Consider the following 19,266-nt stretch of genomic DNA (forward strand, 5'->3'; position numbering starts at 1 on the left):
ATGAATTATAACAGTGAATTAATGAGAAAATTATCAGATTGTTTTTCTCCGTCAGGCAGAGAAAATAATGTAAGAGAATTAATTGTAAATGAAATAAAAGAATATGCAGATGAAATAAACGTAGACGCTTTAGGAAATTTAATAGTAAGAAAAAAAGGTAACGGTAAAAAAATATTATTCTCAGCTCACATGGATCAAATCGGCTTAATTATAACTCACGTTGACGAAAAAGGATTCCTTAGATTTTCTAACGTAGGAGGAGTTAATCCAAAGGAAATATTAGGACTTAGAATGGTATTTGACAATTGCTTAGAGGGTGTTATCTGCAGCGAGGAAATCAAGGATAAAGAAAAAGTAACTATGAATAAACTGTTCCTTGATGTTGCTTCAACCTCTAAGGATTTTGCAAAAAATAACTTTAAAACCGGAGATATGTGCGTATTTAAATCAGAGTACTATGAAACAGAAGACTGCGTAATTTGCAAAGCTGCAGATGACAGAATCGGCTGCTACATACTTATAGAATCTCTTAAAAATCATCCTTCAACCGATAATGATGTTTATTATGTATTTTCCGTACAAGAAGAAGTAGGATGCAGAGGAGCGAAAACAGCCGCTTATCAAATTAACCCCGATTTAGCTATAGCTGTTGATGTAACAGATACCGGAGATACCGAAAACGGCACAAAAATGGATATTAAGCTTGGAGAGGGCGCTGCAATTAAAATAATGGATAAATCCGTTATTACTCATCCGGAAGTTAAAAATTTATTAACTGAATTAGCCATAGAAAAAAATATTAAATATCAGTATGAGGTTCTTGAACATGGCGGTACTGATGCAGGACCGATTCACTTATCAAGAGAAGGCGTCCCAAGCGGTGCTATTTCCATACCCACAAGGAATTTACACACTTCGGGAGAAATTTTCAACAAATCAGACGTTTTAGAATGCATTAAATTAGTTCAGGCAGTAATAGAAAAATAAATATATTTCATTGCTTTATAACGCAAGACCCGCTTCTTTAGCGGGTTTTTTATATCATAGAAGATACTGAAAGAAAACCATTTCTTGTTGTTTCTAACTTATTACCGCAAACCTTTTCAAATACATATTTTTTTATATTGAATAATATGGTATAATATTATTCAACAAGTGAATTAGCAGGGTAAATGGGTACAAAAGATGCTAAATAGTTAGGGGGACTAAAAATGATTGATAGTGAAAAATTAATGGAATTATTTGATTATTGGTGCAAGAAATTGCGGGTATTTTCATATTGGGATGTTAAGCTTGAATTCATAACTGATCCTAATTGGGTAAAAACAGGTGATTTGAAAATTGATTGTGATGATAAAAAAGCAATTGTTCTAATTAATATAGTTAATCCTAAACATGAAAATCTTGAAGAAGTAATAGTTCATGAATTATTTCATTTAAAAATGTATCCTCTTGATCAGGTAACTGAATCTTTAATTACTGCGAATTTCAAAGAAGATACTCCAGAGTATGAATTTGCTTATACTCAATTTTATATGGCATTGGAACAAACAGTTGAGGAATTAGCAAAGTGTTTTCTTTTAGAATTTGGAGAAATTAAAGCTTTTTCATATGGCAGATGCAAAAATAATAAATCCTATAATGAACTTTTTGAAGGACTACAAAATTTATAAATAAATTTTAAAATAGTAATGAAGTGTAATTTTTTATTAGAACGGTCCTTTTTGTTTCCAATTAATCTACTGTAAATTTTTTCTAATATATATTTTTTATTATTGAATAACATGGTACAATATTAAAAAAAGGAATTAGGAGGGTAAAATGGGAGACCTTATAAAACTTGAAGTTAAAAGATTACCGAAGCTTAAATTAGTAGGAAAAGAACTTAGGTACAATATGGCTTTACATATGCAAGGAGAAAATCGTATACCTGCTTTCTGGGCTAAATGTTTTGCAGATGACATATTTTTGCCACTTGAAAAACAGGATGATTTTATTTATGACAAAGATTATGTTGGAGTTATGCTTGATTGGGACAAAGGTGATGGAGATTTTTCATATGTAATAGGTATGCTCATGAAAAATGGAGTAGATGTGCCGAAAGGTTATTATTGTACAGATATACAAGAAACAAACGTGGCGATTGGGTGGATTAAAGGTAAAAATACACCTGATGTTTGTTCAACAGCCCATTCGCAGACAGAGCAAGCACTTATAGAAAATGGGTACAAATGCGACAATATGAAATGGTGTATGGAGTTATATAATTGTCCAAGGTTTACTACACCTGATGAAAATGGAAATATAATTTTAGATTATTATATTCCATTAGAAGCTGATTAACTACTTGATGAGGACGATTCTTTTTGTTTCCAATTAATTTACTGAGATACAACAGGGGGCTTTTATGATTATTATTAATGATATACCATTTAATCAGGTTTCAATTATTAAAGAATTATGGGAAAAGAACAAAAAATATCATGAAAATATTTCTGAGTATTTTGGATTTTTGTATACTGATTTGGTTTTTGAAGAAAGAATAAATTCCTTTGGTATATATGATAAAGAGCATATTAAAATTTCAATAGCAGAAAACAATGGGAAATTATCAGGTTATTGTATTTCAACCTATGAAGGAACAAATGGAGAAACACATACTCTGCACGTAGATGCAAATGAACGAAATAACGGAATAGGCAGAAAATTAATGGAAAGCCACATAAATTGGTTGAAAAATAATGGTTGTAAATCTATCAATATAACAGTAGCTATTGAAAATACCAACACCATAGAATTTTATAAATCCTTAGGATTCAGAGCAAATACACTTGAAATGAAATTAACTTAACAGTCTTAGCAACTTTAAAACTTTAGAGTACGGTTCTTTTCATTTCCAAATAAAAAAATTAAATAAGGAAGTGACAGTTTATTATGAAAATAATTGATTTAACGCATACAATTTCAGTTGATATGCCGGTTTATCCCGGCACTGAAAGGCCTAAACTAAAAGTTGCAAATACGTATGCAAAAGATGGTTTCAAAGAAACTTTATTAACAATGTTTTCTCATACAGGCACTCATATGGATCCTCCTGCTCATTTATTTGCACATAGAACAACTTTAGATTCATTTCCGGTTGAACATTTTGTTGGACAAGGATTGGTCATTAATTGTAGTGATTTAGTAGAAGGACAGCAAATTACTTTTAAATATATTGAAAATATTAGAGATAAAGCAGATAAAGCGGATTTCATTTTATTTTATACCGGTTGGGATAAGTATTGGGGTACAAATACATATTTTGGAGAATATCCTTATATTACATACGATGTTGCAGAATATTTAATCAAAAGCAATAAAAAGGGCGTTGGACTGGATGTAATCGGTATTGATCCTATTTCAGACGCAAATTTATCAATTCACCGAAAGCTATTCGCAGAAAGTGACATTGTAGTTATTGAAAACTTAACAAATTTAGAAAAAGTTGGTCAGGAGTTATTTACATTCTGTGCTCTTCCTTTAAAATTTGAAAATTCTGATGGCGCTCCTGTTAGAGCGATTGCTATCTTAGATGAAAATTAATTAAGGTTTTTTAAGGTTTTTTTTTTGCAGAGCAATAATCCGGCTTTCACAAATTAATTAAAGGAGTACAAAAATGTTCAGAGAAATGAGAAGAAAAGATAAACAGTTAACCATGGAAGAAAGTATCGAAATAATAAAAAATAATGAAATTGGTGTTCTGTCTACAATATGCGAAAACGGTTATCCTTACGGTGTTCCGTTAAACTATGTATATTACAATGACAGCATATATTTTCACAGTGCAAAAAAAGGACAAAAGCTTGATAATATTAAAAGCTGTGATAAAGTTTCTTTTTGTGTATATTCTGATGTTGAGTTGTTACCGGACAAATTTGATACAAATTATAAAAGTGTTATTTTATTTGGAAAAGCTACAGAAGTAAGTAAGCAAGAAAAGGAAGAAGCATTATTTGAATTTATAAAAAAATACTCCAATAAGTTTATAGAAGAAGGAAAAGATTATATAAATAAAGCAAAAGATGCGGCGAATGTATATAAAATAAACATAGAGCACATTACAGGCAAAGCACAAAAATAAAAAAAGAGTTTGTAATAAATATTTAAATAAAATAATTAATGAAAGTTATTGAATTTCACGGCAACTAATTTTTAAATTTGATTTAAATCATATAAATTCCATTTATATATTTGTATAATTTAAACATAATAAATTAAAGCAAATAAATGGAGGTATATGATGAATAAATTTAATAGTACACAAAAAATAGGTGAAATAGTTAATGCGTTTCCAAAGGCCGCAGATATATTTAAAGAATATAAGGTAGACTTTTGCTGTGGAGGAAACAGACCTCTTAGTGAAGCAATAAATGAACAAAATATTAATGAATCAGAATTGCTGAATAAAATTAATTCTGAGTATGAAAACTATGAGGCAAATGCAAAAGATAAAAACTGGGTGGAAGCTTCAACGAGTGAAATAATAGAACAGATTTTAAATAAGCATCATGCTTATTTATGGTCAGAACTACCTAAAATCAGTAAACTTTCAACTACAATTTTAAGAGTTCACGGACCTCATTATCCTGAGCTTTCAAAGGTTCATAAATTGTTTAACACATTGAAGATGGAATTAGAGGATCACTTAACAAAAGAAGAAACTATTCAGTATCCTGCTATTAAAGAATATGAAAAATCAAATTCACAAAATGACTTAAAAAAGGCAGTTGATATTATTAACGAATTGGAATCAGAGCATACTAATTCGGGAGACATTCTAAAAGAATTAAGAAAAATAACAAACGATTTTACTATGCCTGAAGGTGGCTGCGAAACATTTGACCTAACATATCAAAAGTTTCATGAGTTAGAGTCCGACATATTCCAGCACATTCATTTAGAAAATAATATATTGTTCCCAAGATTAAGAAACCTGCTTAATAAATAACAAAAAAATTATTATAGGATAATCTTAAGGATTGTCCTATTTTTTATTTTTAATTTCTGCTATGATTGTCTGCAATTTAGTATTGTTGCGTTTGCATTATTATTGTATAATAATTGACGTAACTAAATTCATTTTTTTACTAAAATTAATCGGATGGTGATTAAAATGAACCGTGCATTTATTCAAAAAGAAAATATTCTGAAGAACTCATTTATACTATTTAAAGATAATGGTTACAGCAAGACAACAACCAGAGAAATAGCAAGTACATCATCTATTAATAAAGGACTTTTGCATTACTATTATAAGCAAAAAGAAGATATAATTCTTGAAATGTTTTCAGATATATTAACAGGTATAAAAAATTATTTAGATTGTAATTATAAAGATAAAATTAACGGACTTACATACTATGCAACATTAAACATTTTATTTATAAGAACTATGAATTCAAAACAATATTTTAGCGATATGTTATACGAAATGATGATGTATCGTACCTTAACAAAAATTAAAATTGCAAAGACCGTTGATATTTGTTATAACATAATAAAAGATTACAATGTTCCAATAACTAAATATCAGCTTAATTTAGCTGTAATAGTAGCAGTTGGCGCTGAAGCAGAGTTAATTCATAGTATGAAAGAAAAGGAAATTAAAATGACATACGACAAATTAGCGACAACACTTAATAAATTATTATTTACAATGTTAAAGATTAATGAAAATGAAATAAAAATAACAAATGAAGAATCTATGAAAATTGCCGATACGATAAACATAGAAGACATACTATTATATTTAAAACAAAACTATTCATGGCTACAAGATTAACAAAGATTATTAATATATGGTAATTGGGGAATAATATCACAAATTATGGGAGATAATATAATTTGTGATATTTTTTATGCCCTAACCCCATTTTAACAAGCGATAGCGCAGTTGAAATGGATGGTAGGTCAAATGCAAGGAATGCCAAATTTATGCGAGCGGAAGCGAGCAAATAAATTTGATACATTCTACTACTTATTATGGAGGGTTTATGAAGGTAGGAATTCCAAAAGGGTTGTTATATTACAAATATCATCCTTTTTTATTTACTTTTTTTAAAGAATTAGGTGCAGATGTAGTTGTGTCAGAGGATACAAACAAAAAAATCCTAGATTTAGGAGTAAAATATGCTGTCGACGAAGCATGTCTTCCAATAAAAATTTTTCATGGTCATGCAGCAGTTTTAAAGGACAAATGTGATCTTATTGTTATTCCCCGCATAATGCAGCTTAAAAAAAATGAGTATATATGTCCGAAGTTTTGCGGACTTCCGGAGATGGTGTTAAACAGTATAGATAATATGCCATTAGCTGTAACAGAACCGATTTATGCTTTTACTAAAAATAAGCTTTATCATTGGGCAAAATCTGCGGGGAAAAAAGTTACAGGCAATAACTTTAAAATCAAGCACGCATTTTTAAAAGCCTATGATGAACAATTAAACTACACCTCCGGAATTTTGAACGAGGAATATGATATTAAAATTGCATTAGTAGGGCATCCATACAACATATACGATAATTTTGTCAATATGAATTTAGTAAATAAGCTGAACAAATTAGGTGTGGGTGTAGAAACTATGGAGTTTACACAGGAATTTTTAATAAGCTTAGAAATTAACAATTTATATAAACGCCCATTTTGGACTTATGCAAGAGAAAATTACGGTTTTGCCGTAAATGCTGCAAAGGAAAAAAATGTTGACGGAATTATATACATATCGTCATTTAACTGTGGTATAGATTCTGTAATTATCGAGTTAATAAAAGACAAAGTTGGAAGCTTTCCGTTTTTAACCCTGAAAGTTGACGAACATACCGGGGAAGCCGGTATAGACACAAGAATAGAAGCATTTACTGACATGCTTGAAAGGAGAATTAAGAATGAAAGTAACATTTCCACACATGGGTAATGTATATTTAGCAGCAAAAGCTCTGTTAGACGGCCTTGAAATCGATTATGTAATACCACCAAAAAATAATAAAGAAGCGCTTGATATTGGTACATTGCATTCTCCTGAAGAAATATGCCTCCCATTTAAATTGATGATAGGGAACTATGTTCAGGCAATTCAAGAAGGCGCAGATACCGTAATTATTGTTGGCAGCTGTGGTCCCTGCAGATTCGGGGAGTATTGCGAACTTCAAATGAATTTAATGAAAAACATGGGATATGATTTAAACTTCATCGTTATCGATTATCCAAAGGATATAGGAATAAAAGAATTATATAAGAGAATTAATCAAATTTCTTCAAAAAGCAATAAAAGAACAGTTGAAAAGCTTCAAGCTTTAAACAATAGTTTAAGAGTTATAAAGTTGATAGATGAAATAGAAGAAGCTGCTCATATGTTTGCAGGATATGAAAAAAATAATAATGACTGCAAACATATATTAAATGAGTGTAAAGAAGAAGCATTAAAATGCAAGACTCCAAAAGAAATGATTAATTTGCTGATGGAATATAAAGAAAAAATTAAGCACGTACACATTGATATAAATAAGAATCCTTTAAAAATCGCCATTATAGGAGAAATATACACTGTTATTGAGCCATATACGAATTTTTCCATAGAGGATAAATTAATGGAATACGGTGTTTCTTCTCATAGAGGTCTTACTCCAAGCTGGTGGGTAAAAAATGCATTATTGAGTCCCTTGAAAATTAACTCTTTAACCATACGAAGGAATTCCAAAAAGTATTTACCTCTTCAAATAGGCGGTCATGCTATTGAATGTGTAGGTGAAGCGGTGACTGCATCCAAGGAAGGTTACGATGGAGCAATTCAAATATTTCCAATGGGCTGTATGCCCGAAATAGTATCAAAATCAATTCTTCCAACCATTTCAAAGGATTTTGATTTTCCTGTTATGTCACTGGTGGTAGATGATATGACCGGGGAAGCAGGTTACATTACAAGAATTGAAGCATTTATAGACTTGCTTGAAAGGAGAAAAGAAAGTGTATTATTTAGGGGTTGATGTAGGATCAGTAAGTACAGATCTTGTATTGTTAGATGAATACATGACAGTAAAAGAAAAAATTTATTTAAGAACAAAGGGAAATCCCATTAAGGCAGTTCAAGATGGGTTTAAGATTTTAAAAAACAAATACGATCAATCTGAAATTTCAGCTGCAGGAACGACAGGAAGCGGAAGAATGATAGCTTCCGCTATAATCGGAGGAGATGCGGCAAAAAATGAAATAACGGCTCATGCAACAGCAGCATTGGAATTTTATAAGGATGTAAGAACAATAATTGAAATAGGAGGGCAGGATTCAAAAATAATAATTCTCAATAACGGGATAGTATCTGATTTTGCCATGAATACGGTATGTGCCGCAGGCACCGGTTCCTTTTTAGACAGACAGGCAGAAAGATTGGAGATTCCTATTGAAAAATTTGGCGACTACGCTCTTAAGGCAAAAAGTACAGTGAGAATTGCCGGCAGGTGTGCCGTTTTTGCAGAATCAGATATGATTCACAAGCAGCAGCTTGGATACAACCAATCTGAAATAATCAGAGGTCTTTGCGATGCATTGGTAAGAAATTATCTAAACAACATAGGAAAAGGCAAGACAATTTTACCGAAGGTTTTATTTCAGGGTGGAGTAGCAGCAAATAAGGGGATGAAAGCAGCTTTTGAAAATGCATTAGGGTTTGAAATTTATGTGCCTGAGCATTTTAATATGATGGGTGCCATAGGTGCTGCTATTATAGCTAAAAAAGCAGCAAGAAAATCAGGAAAAACAAATTTCAGAGGATTAGAACTTGCAAACAGTAATATAATTTCAAAAAGCTTTGAATGTGAAGGCTGCCCTAATAAGTGCGAGGTAGTTAAAATTTATGAAAATAATGCGGTTATAGGTTATTTCGGTGACAGATGCGGCAAATGGAGCAATAAGCTGCTACAGTCATCAGATGATTTATTAGCTTAAAAATCAAAGGTTCTCAAATATATGAGAACCTTTGTGATTGCACTTACAGTATAAGTGACTGACACCAAATTTTTAATTTGGTGTCAGTCGCTTATTTAACCTTAACTTTATTATCTTGAATCAATTCATTTGCAACCCATCTTGCAACCATTCCTGTAATTGTAATACAATGTTCTTTTCTTTCAGGGCTTTTAAAATCATCACCCTGCCATTTTTTAGTTATAACCCTGCAGCATGTTGATTTGTATTCATTTATTATATAATCATGGAGTTTTTTTGATATTTCAAACATCTTATCCTGCATCGGCTCGCCTTCAACTCTTCCGTAAACTATACCTAAGGCCATTTGACCGCCTGATACTGCACCGCACAAGCATTGAGCTTTCCCCATGCCTATAGGAAATCCGCTTGCTAATTTTACAATACTTTCATCATATGGTTTACCTAAAAGTTCATTTATTGTTTGTAATACAGCTTCGCTGCAAAAATATGTCCCGCTTCTAAACAGTTTTTCAGCATCCGACTGAACCTTATCTAAAAGCTCTACCTTGTTATATTCCATAGTATTAACTAATGTCATTACAGTCCTCCGAAACTAAAGTATTATTCATTATAGCATGTACAAACAGCTTTTTTCAAAGGTATCATTATTGTAAATTCTAATCGTTAAGAGAGTAACAATAGTAAATTCCAATACTTAATAAATTGATTATATAAGATGTATATATTATAATGAGTAAGCTAAAATTTTAATATGGAGACAACTATGGATCAAATACTAAGAAAATATCCCGTACCTGTTGCAGGGCTTGTTTTAGGACTGGCTTCCGCCGGTAACCTTATTCAATCTTATGGGGAGATTCTAAGAAGCTTATTTGGAATTACCTCAGCTGTTTTTTATGTTTTATTAATTATTAAAATTATAAAATTTCCTGATAACTTTAAGGAAAATTTAGACAACCCCGCAGTTGCAAGTGTATTTCCCGCATTTTTTATGGCTACAATGCTTTTATCGGTATATTTAAAACCTATAATTGCTGATTTGGCTTTTTATATGTGGATTGCAGGTGTCATACTTCATTTAATCTACATTTTGTGGTTTAGTTTAAAATACACTCTAAAATTCAACATAAAGCAAATTATGCCTTCATGGTTTATTGTGTATGTAGGTATTGCTGTAGCAGGAGTTACTGCGCCTGCATTTAAAATGAACATCATAGGTCAAATATCATTTTGGTTCGGACTTATAAGTTATGTAATATTACTTCCTGTTGTTATATATAGGGTAGTAATAATAAAAGAAATGCCTGAGCCGATAAAACCGACCTTAATTATTTTTGCAGCACCATCAAGCTTATTATTAGCTGCCTACATGAATTCATTTGAAACTAAAAGCCTATTTATAATTTATTCGTTATTGACAATATCATTAGTGATGTATGCAGCCGCAATTATAATGCTGACTAAGCTGATTAAACTAAAGTTTTACCCAAGCTTTTCAGGATTTACATTCCCCCTGATTATAAGCGGTATAGCAATGAAACTTACAAACGGATATTTATTAAAAACCGACGCTCCTGTGAGTTGGCTGATTTATTTAGTTAAATTTCAGGAAATTATAGCTGTGGCAATTACAATATATGTATTGTTTAAGTATATGCAATTTCTGTTTGGCCGTACAAAAGCTACAGTATAAGCAGACGATTATACTGTAAGTGCAAACAATCATGACCACCGGCTCAGCCGGTGGTTTGCTTTAGCCCTATAAGGGCATGTTACCTGCTTGAGCCTTAAGGCTCACTGAATAATTTGCCAACCGCATATATTTACTTGCTACCGCTAAAGCGGTTGGTTATTTGCTTTTCTTCACCTGCTCACCCGTAAACGGGTCCATATATTCTTTCAAACTTATTTGATCATTTGCTATGTCTTCTTGGAGCTGATTTCTTATGTATTCCTCAATTTTTTTTGCATTTTTTCCTACTGTATCTACATAGTATCCTCTACACCAAAAATGCCTATTCCCATATTTATATTTTAGATTTGCATGTCTATCGAATATCATTAAGGAACTTTTTCCCTTCAAATATCCCATTATTTCTGATACGCTATATTTTGGTGGTATCCTCACAAGCATATGTATATGATCTTTACATAACTCAGCTTCAATTATTTCTATTCCTTTTCTTTCACATAAATCTCGTAATATTTTTCCTACGTCTTGTTTAATTTTTCCGTATATTACTTGTCGTCTGTATTTTGGCGCAAATATCACATGATATTTGCATTCCCATGTTGTATGTGATAAAGTATTCTTATCCAATTGAATCCTCCTCTGTTGTAATGTGGTTGGCAAACCTACATTATTTTAACATTGGAGGTTTTCTTTTTCTACTTGAAGCTAAAGCGTTTTGGTTCCCCCGGCATAGCCGGGGGTTTATTGTATAATATACAATAAAAAAAACCGGATTACCCGGTTTAGATTGATGACTTTATCACCAATATAGGTTGCTGAAAAAATTTTCAGCGACCTATTTCATCTATTACGTCAAGCGCTTCTACTAATACTATATCCTCATTTCTTTCCTGGAAGCTTTTTAAAGCATATGCATTTGTAAACAATAATACAGGTCTTTCGTAATGATCGTAAACAAGCATGCATCTTGAATTCTGATATTTTTTTAAGCTTTCCGGATCATCTGTTTTTACCCATCTTGCTACTGAAAAATCAATGCTCTCCATACGAATATCAGTATTGTATTCGTTTACTAATCTATATTCAAATACTTCAAATTGCAATACACCGACAGCTCCAAGAACAACCTCGTTATATTCATTTTTGTAAACCTGAATAGCACCTTCCTGAGCTAATTGTTCAACTCCTTTTTGGAAGTTCTTACCCTTTAAAGAATTCTTAGCACTTACCCTGCAAAACAATTCAGGAGGGAAGGTAGGCAATGGTTCAAAAAACACTCTTTCCTTACTGTTGGTTAATGAATCACCGATTTGAAAATTACCCGAATCGTATATACCTATTACATCTCCGGCATAGGCAGTATCAACCGTTTCTCTTTCATTGGCCATAAGGTGTGTGGATTGACTAAGCTTCATTTGCTTTCCGTTTCTTGATAATGTTACGTTCATGCCTCTGACGAATGTACCTGAGCATATTCTTAAAAATGCAAGGCGGTCACGATGGTTAGGATCCATGTTAGCTTGAATTTTAAATATAAATCCAGTAAATTCCTCATCCGTTGGATTAACATATCCTGTTGTAGTTTTTCTTTTTGACGGAGGAGGGGATATCTGAAGGAAATGCTCTAAAAATTCAGTTACTCCAAAATCTGCAAGTGCTGAGCCGAAAAATACAGGGGATAATTTACCTTGCTTTATTAATTCCAGATCAAATTCATTTCCGGCTCCGTCAAGAAGCTCCATTGCATATCTTAAATTTTCTAAATTTGACTGGCTTAGAACACCATCAAGCTTTGGAGATTGAATTTTTTCTTCCCCAAGGTATATTTGTTCTTTTTTCTTAAATAAATATACTGTATTTTTTAACCTGTCATATATACCTTCAAATTCTTTTCCGCAACCGATGGGCCACGTTACTGCAACTGACGGAAGTCCTAATACATCTTCTAACTCCTGCATTGACTCAAGGGGATCTTTAGCTTCCCGGTCAAGCTTATTTATAAATGTAAATATGGGAATTCCTCTCATGCTGCAAACCTGAAACAATTTTTTTGTTTGCGCCTCGATACCCTTAGCTGCATCTATAACCATTACCGCACTGTCAACTGATGTTAAAATACGATAGGTATCTTCACCAAAGTCATTATGACCGGGCGTATCCATTATAGATATAACCTTGTCATTATATTCAAATTGCATAACAGAAGATGTTACAGAAATTCCACGCTGCTTTTCTATTTCCATCCAGTCTGATTTGGCAAATTTGGAGTTTTTTCTTGCTCTTACGGTTCCTGCTTCTCGTATTGCACCGCCATGCAAAAGTAGCTTTTCAGTCAAGGTAGTTTTACCGGCATCGGGATGCGATATTATACCAAAAATTCTTCTTTTGTTAATTAAATCTATGTTATTCATGATTATCCTTTCTTATGCTTAATCCGTACTACCATGATATTTTACAATATATAATGGAAAAATAAAAGCTATTTTTATTATATATAAACGGATAAAAATTGCAACATATCAGGATTTTAAATAATTATTGAACAAGAAGTTATAAAATGATATAATATTCGGGATATATCAGATATAGAAAGTTGGTTAAAATGAAAAATACAGAAATAAAAAACGCTGCAAATACAAATTTAGTAAGCGATAGAATTATAGAATTAAGAAACAACAACGAGCAATATTTTATTATGAACGGCAGGAAGAGAACCTATCACATATTGACATACGGATGCCAGATGAACGAGCATGATTCGGAAAAAATAGGAGGTATGCTTACTTCAATCGGATATGAGGAAACGGATGATGAGAAAAATGCTGATTTGGTAATATTCAACACGTGCCTCATAAGAGAAAACGCAGAGCTTAAGGTGTTTGGAAAGCTTGGAGAAGTTAAGGGCTTAAAAAGAAATAAGCCGGATATGTTAGTAGCAGTTTGCGGCTGTATGATGCAAAAGGAAGAAATAAGACAGAAGCTGTTAAAATCATTTTCTTTTGTTGACATTATTTTTGGAACTAACACAATTCAGGAGCTTCCGGGCTTAATTTATGATGTTGAAATAAACAAGACAAAAGGTATTGATATAATAGATAATTCGGAATTAATATACGAAAACATGCCAAAAATGCGTAAGTTCAAATATAAGGCATTGGTTAATATAACTTACGGCTGCAACAACTTCTGTACCTATTGCGTAGTTCCTTACGTCAGAGGAAGAGAAAAGAGCAGGGAACCAAATGAAATAATCAATGAAGTAAAGCTATTGGCAGATGACGGCTGTAAAGAAATAACCCTTTTAGGTCAAAATGTTAATTCTTACGGAGGCAATCTTGAAAATGAAACTACCTTCGCAAAATTGCTGTATGAATTAAATAAAATAGACGGGATAGAACGTATACGTTTCATGACATCACATCCCAAGGATTTGACAGATGACTTAATAATGGCAATAAAGGAATGTCACAAGGTTTGTAACCATATACACCTGCCGGTACAAGCCGGAAGCAATGACGTTTTAAAAAGAATGAACCGTAAATATACTAAAGAACATTATTTGGGACTTGTAAATAAGTTAAAGAAGGAAATACCCGATGTTGCAATTACAACAGATATTATTGTGGGTTTCCCCGGAGAAACGGAAGAAGATTTCTTAGAAACAGTTGATATTGTCAAAAATGTGCAGTATGATTCTGCTTTTACCTTCCTTTATTCGGTCAGAGAAGGTACTAAGGCAGCTGAAATGGATAATCAGGTTACTGATGAAATAAAACATGACCGTTTCAACAGATTATTGGATGTTTTATATCCTATAGTTTTAGGAAGAAACAGTGAATGCATAGGTAAGGTTTATCCTGTCTTGGTTGAATCCGTAAGCAAAACAAGTGATAATTATTTAACCGGAAGGACTGAGCATTTCAGATTAGTTCATTTTTCGGGAAGTGAAGATTTAATAGGAAAAATAGTTAATGTAAAAATAACAAACGTAAAAACATTCCATATGGAAGGGCAACTACAATAGACAGACAATAATTTAGCAATGGACGAACAATTGCTATTCAATCGTTACAGGGGGTTTTTTAATGGCTAAATATACACCTATGATGGAACAATACCTTGGTATTAAGGAACAATATAAAGACTGTATACTTTTATATCGTCTCGGTGATTTTTATGAAATGTTTTTTGAAGATGCGATTACTGCTTCAAAGGTTTTAGAAATCGCCCTGACAGGCAGAGATTGCGGACAGGAAGAAAGAGCTCCTATGTGCGGAGTTCCTTTTCATGCTGTTGACAGTTATATTTCAAGATTAATTGAAAATGGCTATAAGGTAGCAATATGCGAGCAATTAGAAGACCCCTCGGTAGCTAAAGGTATAGTTAAGCGCGACGTTGTAAGGGTTATAACACCCGGAACTATAATAGATCAAAATATGCTTGATGAAAAAAGCAATAATTATTTAGCTTGTATATATATCGACAAGGGTTTTGGCTTATCTTATGTCGATATTTCTACAGGGGATTTGTACGTAACAGAAAATATTTCACTAAGCGATTTTGATATCAGCAATGAAAATAAATACAGTTTACTTAAAGAAGAAATCAGTAAAATAAATCCTTCAGAAGTTATTTCAAATGCTCTGACAGAAAATGATTTTATTGATTCTATGATAACAGTAGTTAACACTCCAAGCTACTCAGAATGTAAATCAATTATATTAAAGCACTTCAATGTAGTTTCTTTAGACAGCTTCGGTATGGCAGACAACAATAATGCGGTTTTTTCCTTAGCCATATTGATTAATTATTTAAACCAAACACAAAAAACATCACTTGAACATATTAACAAGCTCCACTTTTACAACATGGGAGAGTACTTATATTTAGATTCAAGTACGAGAAAAAATCTTGAACTTATTGAAACGGTACGCGGTAAAAAGGGACAAGGTACTCTTTACAATGTATTGGATTATACACAGACCGCAATGGGCGGAAGATTGCTTAAAAAATGGATTGAGGAGCCCTTAAAAAACATAAATAATATAAATAACCGTTTAGATGCGGTAGAAGAGCTTTATAATAATGTTATGATATCTAACAACATTAAGGAAAGCTTAAAAAGCATTTACGATATTGAACGACTCATAAGCAGAATTGTTTACGGCAATTGCAACGGAAGAGATTTAAACGCTCTGAAACAATCAGTATATGGATTGCCCGATTTAAAAATTGAAATATCCGAGCTCTCATCACAGCTGTTCAAAAATATATATGAACGCCTGGATACTTTGAATGATATCTATGAGTTAATCGATAATTCAATAGTTGAAGAACCTCCAATCGCGATTAAAGAGGGCGGAATAATAAAATCCGGATACGATACTGAACTTGATGAAATCAGAGAAATAACTATACACGGTAAAAATTGGATTTCAGAGCTTCAAGGCAAGGAAAGGGAAGAAACAGGCATTAAAAATTTAAAAATAGGGTATACGAAGGTCTTCGGCTATTATCTTGAAGTTACAAAATCCTATTTAAACTTAGTTCCCGACTATTACATAAGAAAGCAAACATTAGCTAACTGCGAAAGATATGTGACACCTGAATTAAAGGAAATGGAAGCAAAAATACTGAATGCAGATGAGCTGATGATTAAGCTTGAATATGAATTGTTTCTGAAAATCAGGCATCAAATAAAGGAACAGGTTAATCGGATTCAGGAAACTGCATACAACATTGCGGTAATTGACGTTTTAAATTCGCTTAGCATTGCGGCAGTTAAAAATAACTATACAAGACCTTCCATGAACTCTAAGGGTTATATCAAAATAACCGAAGGGCGACATCCTGTTATCGAAAAAATAATGAAAAACGAAATGTTTGTTCCGAACGACACCTACATAGACAACAAGGAACATAGGATGTCAATCATAACCGGACCTAACATGGCGGGTAAATCAACATATATGAGACAGGTTGCATTAATAGCACTCCTATCGCACATAGGAAGCTTTATACCCGCTAAAGAGGCTGAAATATGCGTACTTGATAAAATATTTACCCGTGTCGGAGCTTCCGATGATTTATCTCAGGGACAAAGCACCTTCATGGTTGAAATGAGCGAGGTTTCAAATATTTTAAACAATGCTACCGAAAACAGTTTATTGATTCTTGACGAAATCGGAAGAGGTACAAGCACCTATGACGGATTAAGCATTGCATGGAGTGTCGTGGAATATATAACTAAAAAAATCAAGTCAAAGACATTGTTTGCTACGCACTACCATGAATTGTCAGAACTTGAAAGCAAACTAAAAAGCGTAAAAAATTATCGCATACTGATAAAAGAAATTGATGATAAAATTATATTTTTAAGAAAAATTGCTGAAGGCAGCGTGGACAGAAGCTATGGTATACAGGTAGCTAATTTAGCCGGACTTCCAAACGAAGTTATAGCAAGGGCTAAGGAAATACTTATTCAGTTAGATGAAAGCGACATAAATAAACCTTTCGCCAAAAAGAAAAAAGACAGAATAACAGACAATTTCCAGGTATCTTTGTTCAATGAGGACCCTGTTGAAAACAGTAAAAATAAAGACTACAAGGAATTGACCGATAGTATTAAAAATATAGATATTAACAATATTACACCGGTTAAGGCATTTACACTGTTAAATGAATTAATTGATAAAGCAAGACATATTTAAGAAGGTAAATTATGGCTAAGATACATTTGTTGGACTATGAAACCATAAATAAAATAGCAGCAGGTGAAGTTATTGAAAGTCCTAAATCAATTGTAAAGGAATTGGTTGAAAATTCAATTGATGCAGGAGCGGACGAAATCACTGTTGAAATTAAAAATGGTGGTAAAAGCTTAATACGAATAACCGATAATGGTAAAGGTATAGAAAAAGATGAGGTAGAGGATGCATTTAAAAGACATTGTACCAGTAAAATATCCACCTCCGACGATTTGAATTCATTATATACCTTAGGTTTCAGGGGCGAAGCTTTGGCAAGTATAGCTTCAGTTTCTCATGTTGAGCTTATTACACGTACTGCCGATGACAGCTACGGAACGAAAATAACATTGACAGGCGGTGAAATTGTATTAAAAGAGGATATAGGATGCCCCGTCGGTACAATCATAACTGTAACTGATTTATTTTTTAATGTTCCTGCAAGAAAAAAGTTCCTGAAAAGCGATGCATCCGAAAGCGGTAATATTAATGAAATTGTTGTTTCATTGGCTCTCAGCAAGGAAAATATATCTTTTAAATATGTAAATAACGGTAATGTAATATTCAGAACACCTAAGACAAATAACTTTTTAAATACAATATCAAGCTTATATGAAAGAGCTCTGTATAATTCTTTATTAAAGGTTGATTATGAAAACAACGGAATTATAATTACCGGTTATACTACTAATTTAAATTATTACAGAGGCAACAGAAAGCAGCAAATTGTATTTGTGAATTCAAGGGTAATCAAACACAAAAGAATCAACTATTTTATAGAAGCGGCATACAACACATTGCTTCCAAAAAATAAATATCCTGCTTGTTTTCTCAAAATAGAAATAAATCCATCCTTGGTGGATGTTAATGTTCATCCCGCTAAAACCGAGGTAAGGTTTCAAAATGAGGATAATATATTAAATGAAGTTAAAAGAGCTGTTTATTCAGCGCTTAATTCAAACAATATAATGAAAGAAATCAAAAAGGAAACAATAGTTCATGACTACACTAATGATATGAGCAAAAATAATTCCTTGGCGATTTTTGAGAAAAACGATAGCAAGATCAATGCTAAAAAAGATATATTTGATTATAATAATGAAAATTATTCAAATATTAAAATAACAGAAATTAATATTAACAATGAGAAAGTCAATATATTTGATGAAGTAATTGATAAAAATAAGGATACGGACATTTTAATTGAAAATAAAAATGAAGTTAAAGCTGATATAAAAGAAGAAGCTATACAAGAAAATAAGCTTCCGGAGCTTTCGGTAGCAGGTATCCTGATGGATACATATATAATATGTGAAAATATTGAAAAGACAGAAATGTATATGATTGACCAGCACGCTGCCCACGAAAGAATTAATTACGAAAAATTTTTAAATCAATATAATAATAAAGAAATACTGCTGCAGGAAATGATTGTACCTGAAGTAATCAATTTATCCTATGATGATTACCATACAGCAATGAGCAATGCAGAAATTTTTAAGGATTTAGGTTTTTTTATTGAAAATTTTGGAATTAATGCTATACTGATAAATAGCATACCATCTATTTTTAAGAACTCAAACATTAGGAACATTTTTTATACGATTCTTGATTCATTGAAAAATACAAGTAATATAAACCTGGAATTGGATAAAATAATAAAAAACGCATGTGTAAAATCCGTTAAAGCAGGAGATAAGCTGCATTTATTGGAAGTAAAAGCTTTGCTAAATGACCTTAGCAAAGCAGAAAATCCATATACATGCCCTCATGGAAGACCCGTCATAATTAAAATGACTAAGTATGAAATAGAAAAAATGTTTGAAAGAATACAAAATTAA

The 19,266-nt window shown here is 32.2% G+C and carries 18 protein-coding genes; 15 read left to right on the forward strand and 3 right to left on the reverse strand.

The window, feature by feature from the left end:
* From RT412_RS04510 to RT412_RS04560, 11 genes are all read left to right on the forward strand, one after another.
* Positions 1-987 carry a M42 family metallopeptidase gene (locus RT412_RS04510; RefSeq protein ID WP_313345617.1) on the forward strand — a complete coding sequence of 329 codons (987 nt, stop codon included), beginning with the start codon at positions 1-3 and terminating at the stop codon, positions 985-987.
* A gap of 224 nt (positions 988-1,211) precedes the next feature.
* Positions 1,212-1,673: a hypothetical protein gene (locus RT412_RS04515; RefSeq protein WP_313345619.1), complete on the forward strand. Its 462-nt coding sequence runs from the start codon at positions 1,212-1,214 to the stop codon at positions 1,671-1,673.
* A 148-nt stretch (positions 1,674-1,821) separates the two neighbouring features.
* Entirely contained in the window at positions 1,822-2,343 is a 522-nt protein-coding gene (locus RT412_RS04520; RefSeq protein ID WP_313345622.1) for a GyrI-like domain-containing protein, read from the forward strand.
* 64 nt (positions 2,344-2,407) lie between these two features.
* Positions 2,408-2,851: a GNAT family N-acetyltransferase gene (locus RT412_RS04525; RefSeq protein WP_313345625.1), complete on the forward strand. Its 444-nt coding sequence runs from the start codon at positions 2,408-2,410 to the stop codon at positions 2,849-2,851.
* Positions 2,852-2,934: 83 nt separating this feature from the next.
* Positions 2,935-3,585, forward strand: a complete 651-nt coding sequence (locus RT412_RS04530; protein ID WP_313345627.1) for a cyclase family protein — start codon at positions 2,935-2,937, stop codon at positions 3,583-3,585.
* A gap of 73 nt (positions 3,586-3,658) precedes the next feature.
* Positions 3,659-4,123 carry a pyridoxamine 5'-phosphate oxidase family protein gene (locus tag RT412_RS04535; protein WP_313345630.1) on the forward strand — a complete coding sequence of 155 codons (465 nt, stop codon included), beginning with the start codon at positions 3,659-3,661 and terminating at the stop codon, positions 4,121-4,123.
* 159 nt (positions 4,124-4,282) lie between these two features.
* Positions 4,283-4,990 carry an iron-sulfur cluster repair di-iron protein gene (ric, locus tag RT412_RS04540; RefSeq protein WP_313345632.1) on the forward strand — a complete coding sequence of 236 codons (708 nt, stop codon included), beginning with the start codon at positions 4,283-4,285 and terminating at the stop codon, positions 4,988-4,990.
* 165 nt (positions 4,991-5,155) lie between these two features.
* Entirely contained in the window at positions 5,156-5,824 is a 669-nt protein-coding gene (locus RT412_RS04545) for a helix-turn-helix domain-containing protein (RefSeq protein ID WP_313345635.1), read from the forward strand.
* 211 nt (positions 5,825-6,035) lie between these two features.
* Positions 6,036-6,956 (forward strand): acyl-CoA dehydratase activase-related protein, encoded by a 921-nt coding sequence (locus tag RT412_RS04550; RefSeq protein WP_313345637.1) that lies wholly within the window; start codon positions 6,036-6,038, stop codon positions 6,954-6,956.
* The gene (locus RT412_RS04555) at positions 6,928-8,025 is read left to right on the forward strand and encodes a 2-hydroxyglutaryl-CoA dehydratase (protein WP_313345640.1); all 1,098 of its coding nucleotides are present in this window, start codon (positions 6,928-6,930) and stop codon (positions 8,023-8,025) included. Before RT412_RS04550 ends, RT412_RS04555 begins: the two co-directional genes overlap by 29 nt.
* Positions 8,006-8,983 carry an acyl-CoA dehydratase activase gene (locus RT412_RS04560; RefSeq protein WP_313345643.1) on the forward strand — a complete coding sequence of 326 codons (978 nt, stop codon included), beginning with the start codon at positions 8,006-8,008 and terminating at the stop codon, positions 8,981-8,983. The genes RT412_RS04555 and RT412_RS04560 overlap by 20 nt, the downstream gene beginning before the upstream one ends.
* Positions 8,984-9,074: 91 nt before the next feature.
* On the opposite strand, the gene RT412_RS04565 is transcribed toward RT412_RS04560, so the two are convergent.
* A complete protein-coding gene (locus tag RT412_RS04565; protein ID WP_313345646.1) occupies positions 9,075-9,563 on the reverse strand; it encodes a C-GCAxxG-C-C family protein in 489 nt (162 codons plus the stop codon).
* A gap of 186 nt (positions 9,564-9,749) precedes the next feature.
* Between RT412_RS04565 and RT412_RS04570 the strand changes: the two genes are divergently transcribed.
* Positions 9,750-10,679 carry a TDT family transporter gene (locus tag RT412_RS04570; RefSeq protein ID WP_313345648.1) on the forward strand — a complete coding sequence of 310 codons (930 nt, stop codon included), beginning with the start codon at positions 9,750-9,752 and terminating at the stop codon, positions 10,677-10,679.
* A gap of 156 nt (positions 10,680-10,835) precedes the next feature.
* Here the strand turns inward: RT412_RS04570 and tnpA are convergent, their stop codons facing one another.
* Entirely contained in the window at positions 10,836-11,306 is a 471-nt protein-coding gene (gene tnpA, locus RT412_RS04575; RefSeq protein ID WP_398438896.1) for an IS200/IS605 family transposase, read from the reverse strand.
* 200 nt (positions 11,307-11,506) lie between these two features.
* A complete protein-coding gene (locus RT412_RS04580) occupies positions 11,507-13,090 on the reverse strand; it encodes a peptide chain release factor 3 (protein WP_313345651.1) in 1,584 nt (527 codons plus the stop codon).
* A gap of 191 nt (positions 13,091-13,281) precedes the next feature.
* Here RT412_RS04580 and miaB point away from each other — a divergent pair, with 191 nt between their 5' ends.
* The 3 genes from miaB to mutL all read left to right on the forward strand — a co-directional run bounded on the left by miaB (position 13,282) and on the right by mutL (position 19,266).
* The gene (gene miaB / locus RT412_RS04585; RefSeq protein WP_313345654.1) at positions 13,282-14,703 is read left to right on the forward strand and encodes a tRNA (N6-isopentenyl adenosine(37)-C2)-methylthiotransferase MiaB; all 1,422 of its coding nucleotides are present in this window, start codon (positions 13,282-13,284) and stop codon (positions 14,701-14,703) included.
* Between the two features lie 61 nt (positions 14,704-14,764).
* Complete coding sequence (mutS, locus tag RT412_RS04590; RefSeq protein ID WP_313345657.1) at positions 14,765-17,389, forward strand: DNA mismatch repair protein MutS; 2,625 nt, start codon at positions 14,765-14,767, stop codon at positions 17,387-17,389.
* An 11-nt stretch (positions 17,390-17,400) separates the two neighbouring features.
* Complete coding sequence (mutL, locus tag RT412_RS04595) at positions 17,401-19,266, forward strand: DNA mismatch repair endonuclease MutL (RefSeq protein ID WP_313345660.1); 1,866 nt, start codon at positions 17,401-17,403, stop codon at positions 19,264-19,266.

It is taken from the genome of Sedimentibacter sp., from assembly GCF_032080165.1.
Taxonomy (GTDB): domain Bacteria; phylum Bacillota; class Clostridia; order Tissierellales; family Sedimentibacteraceae; genus Sedimentibacter.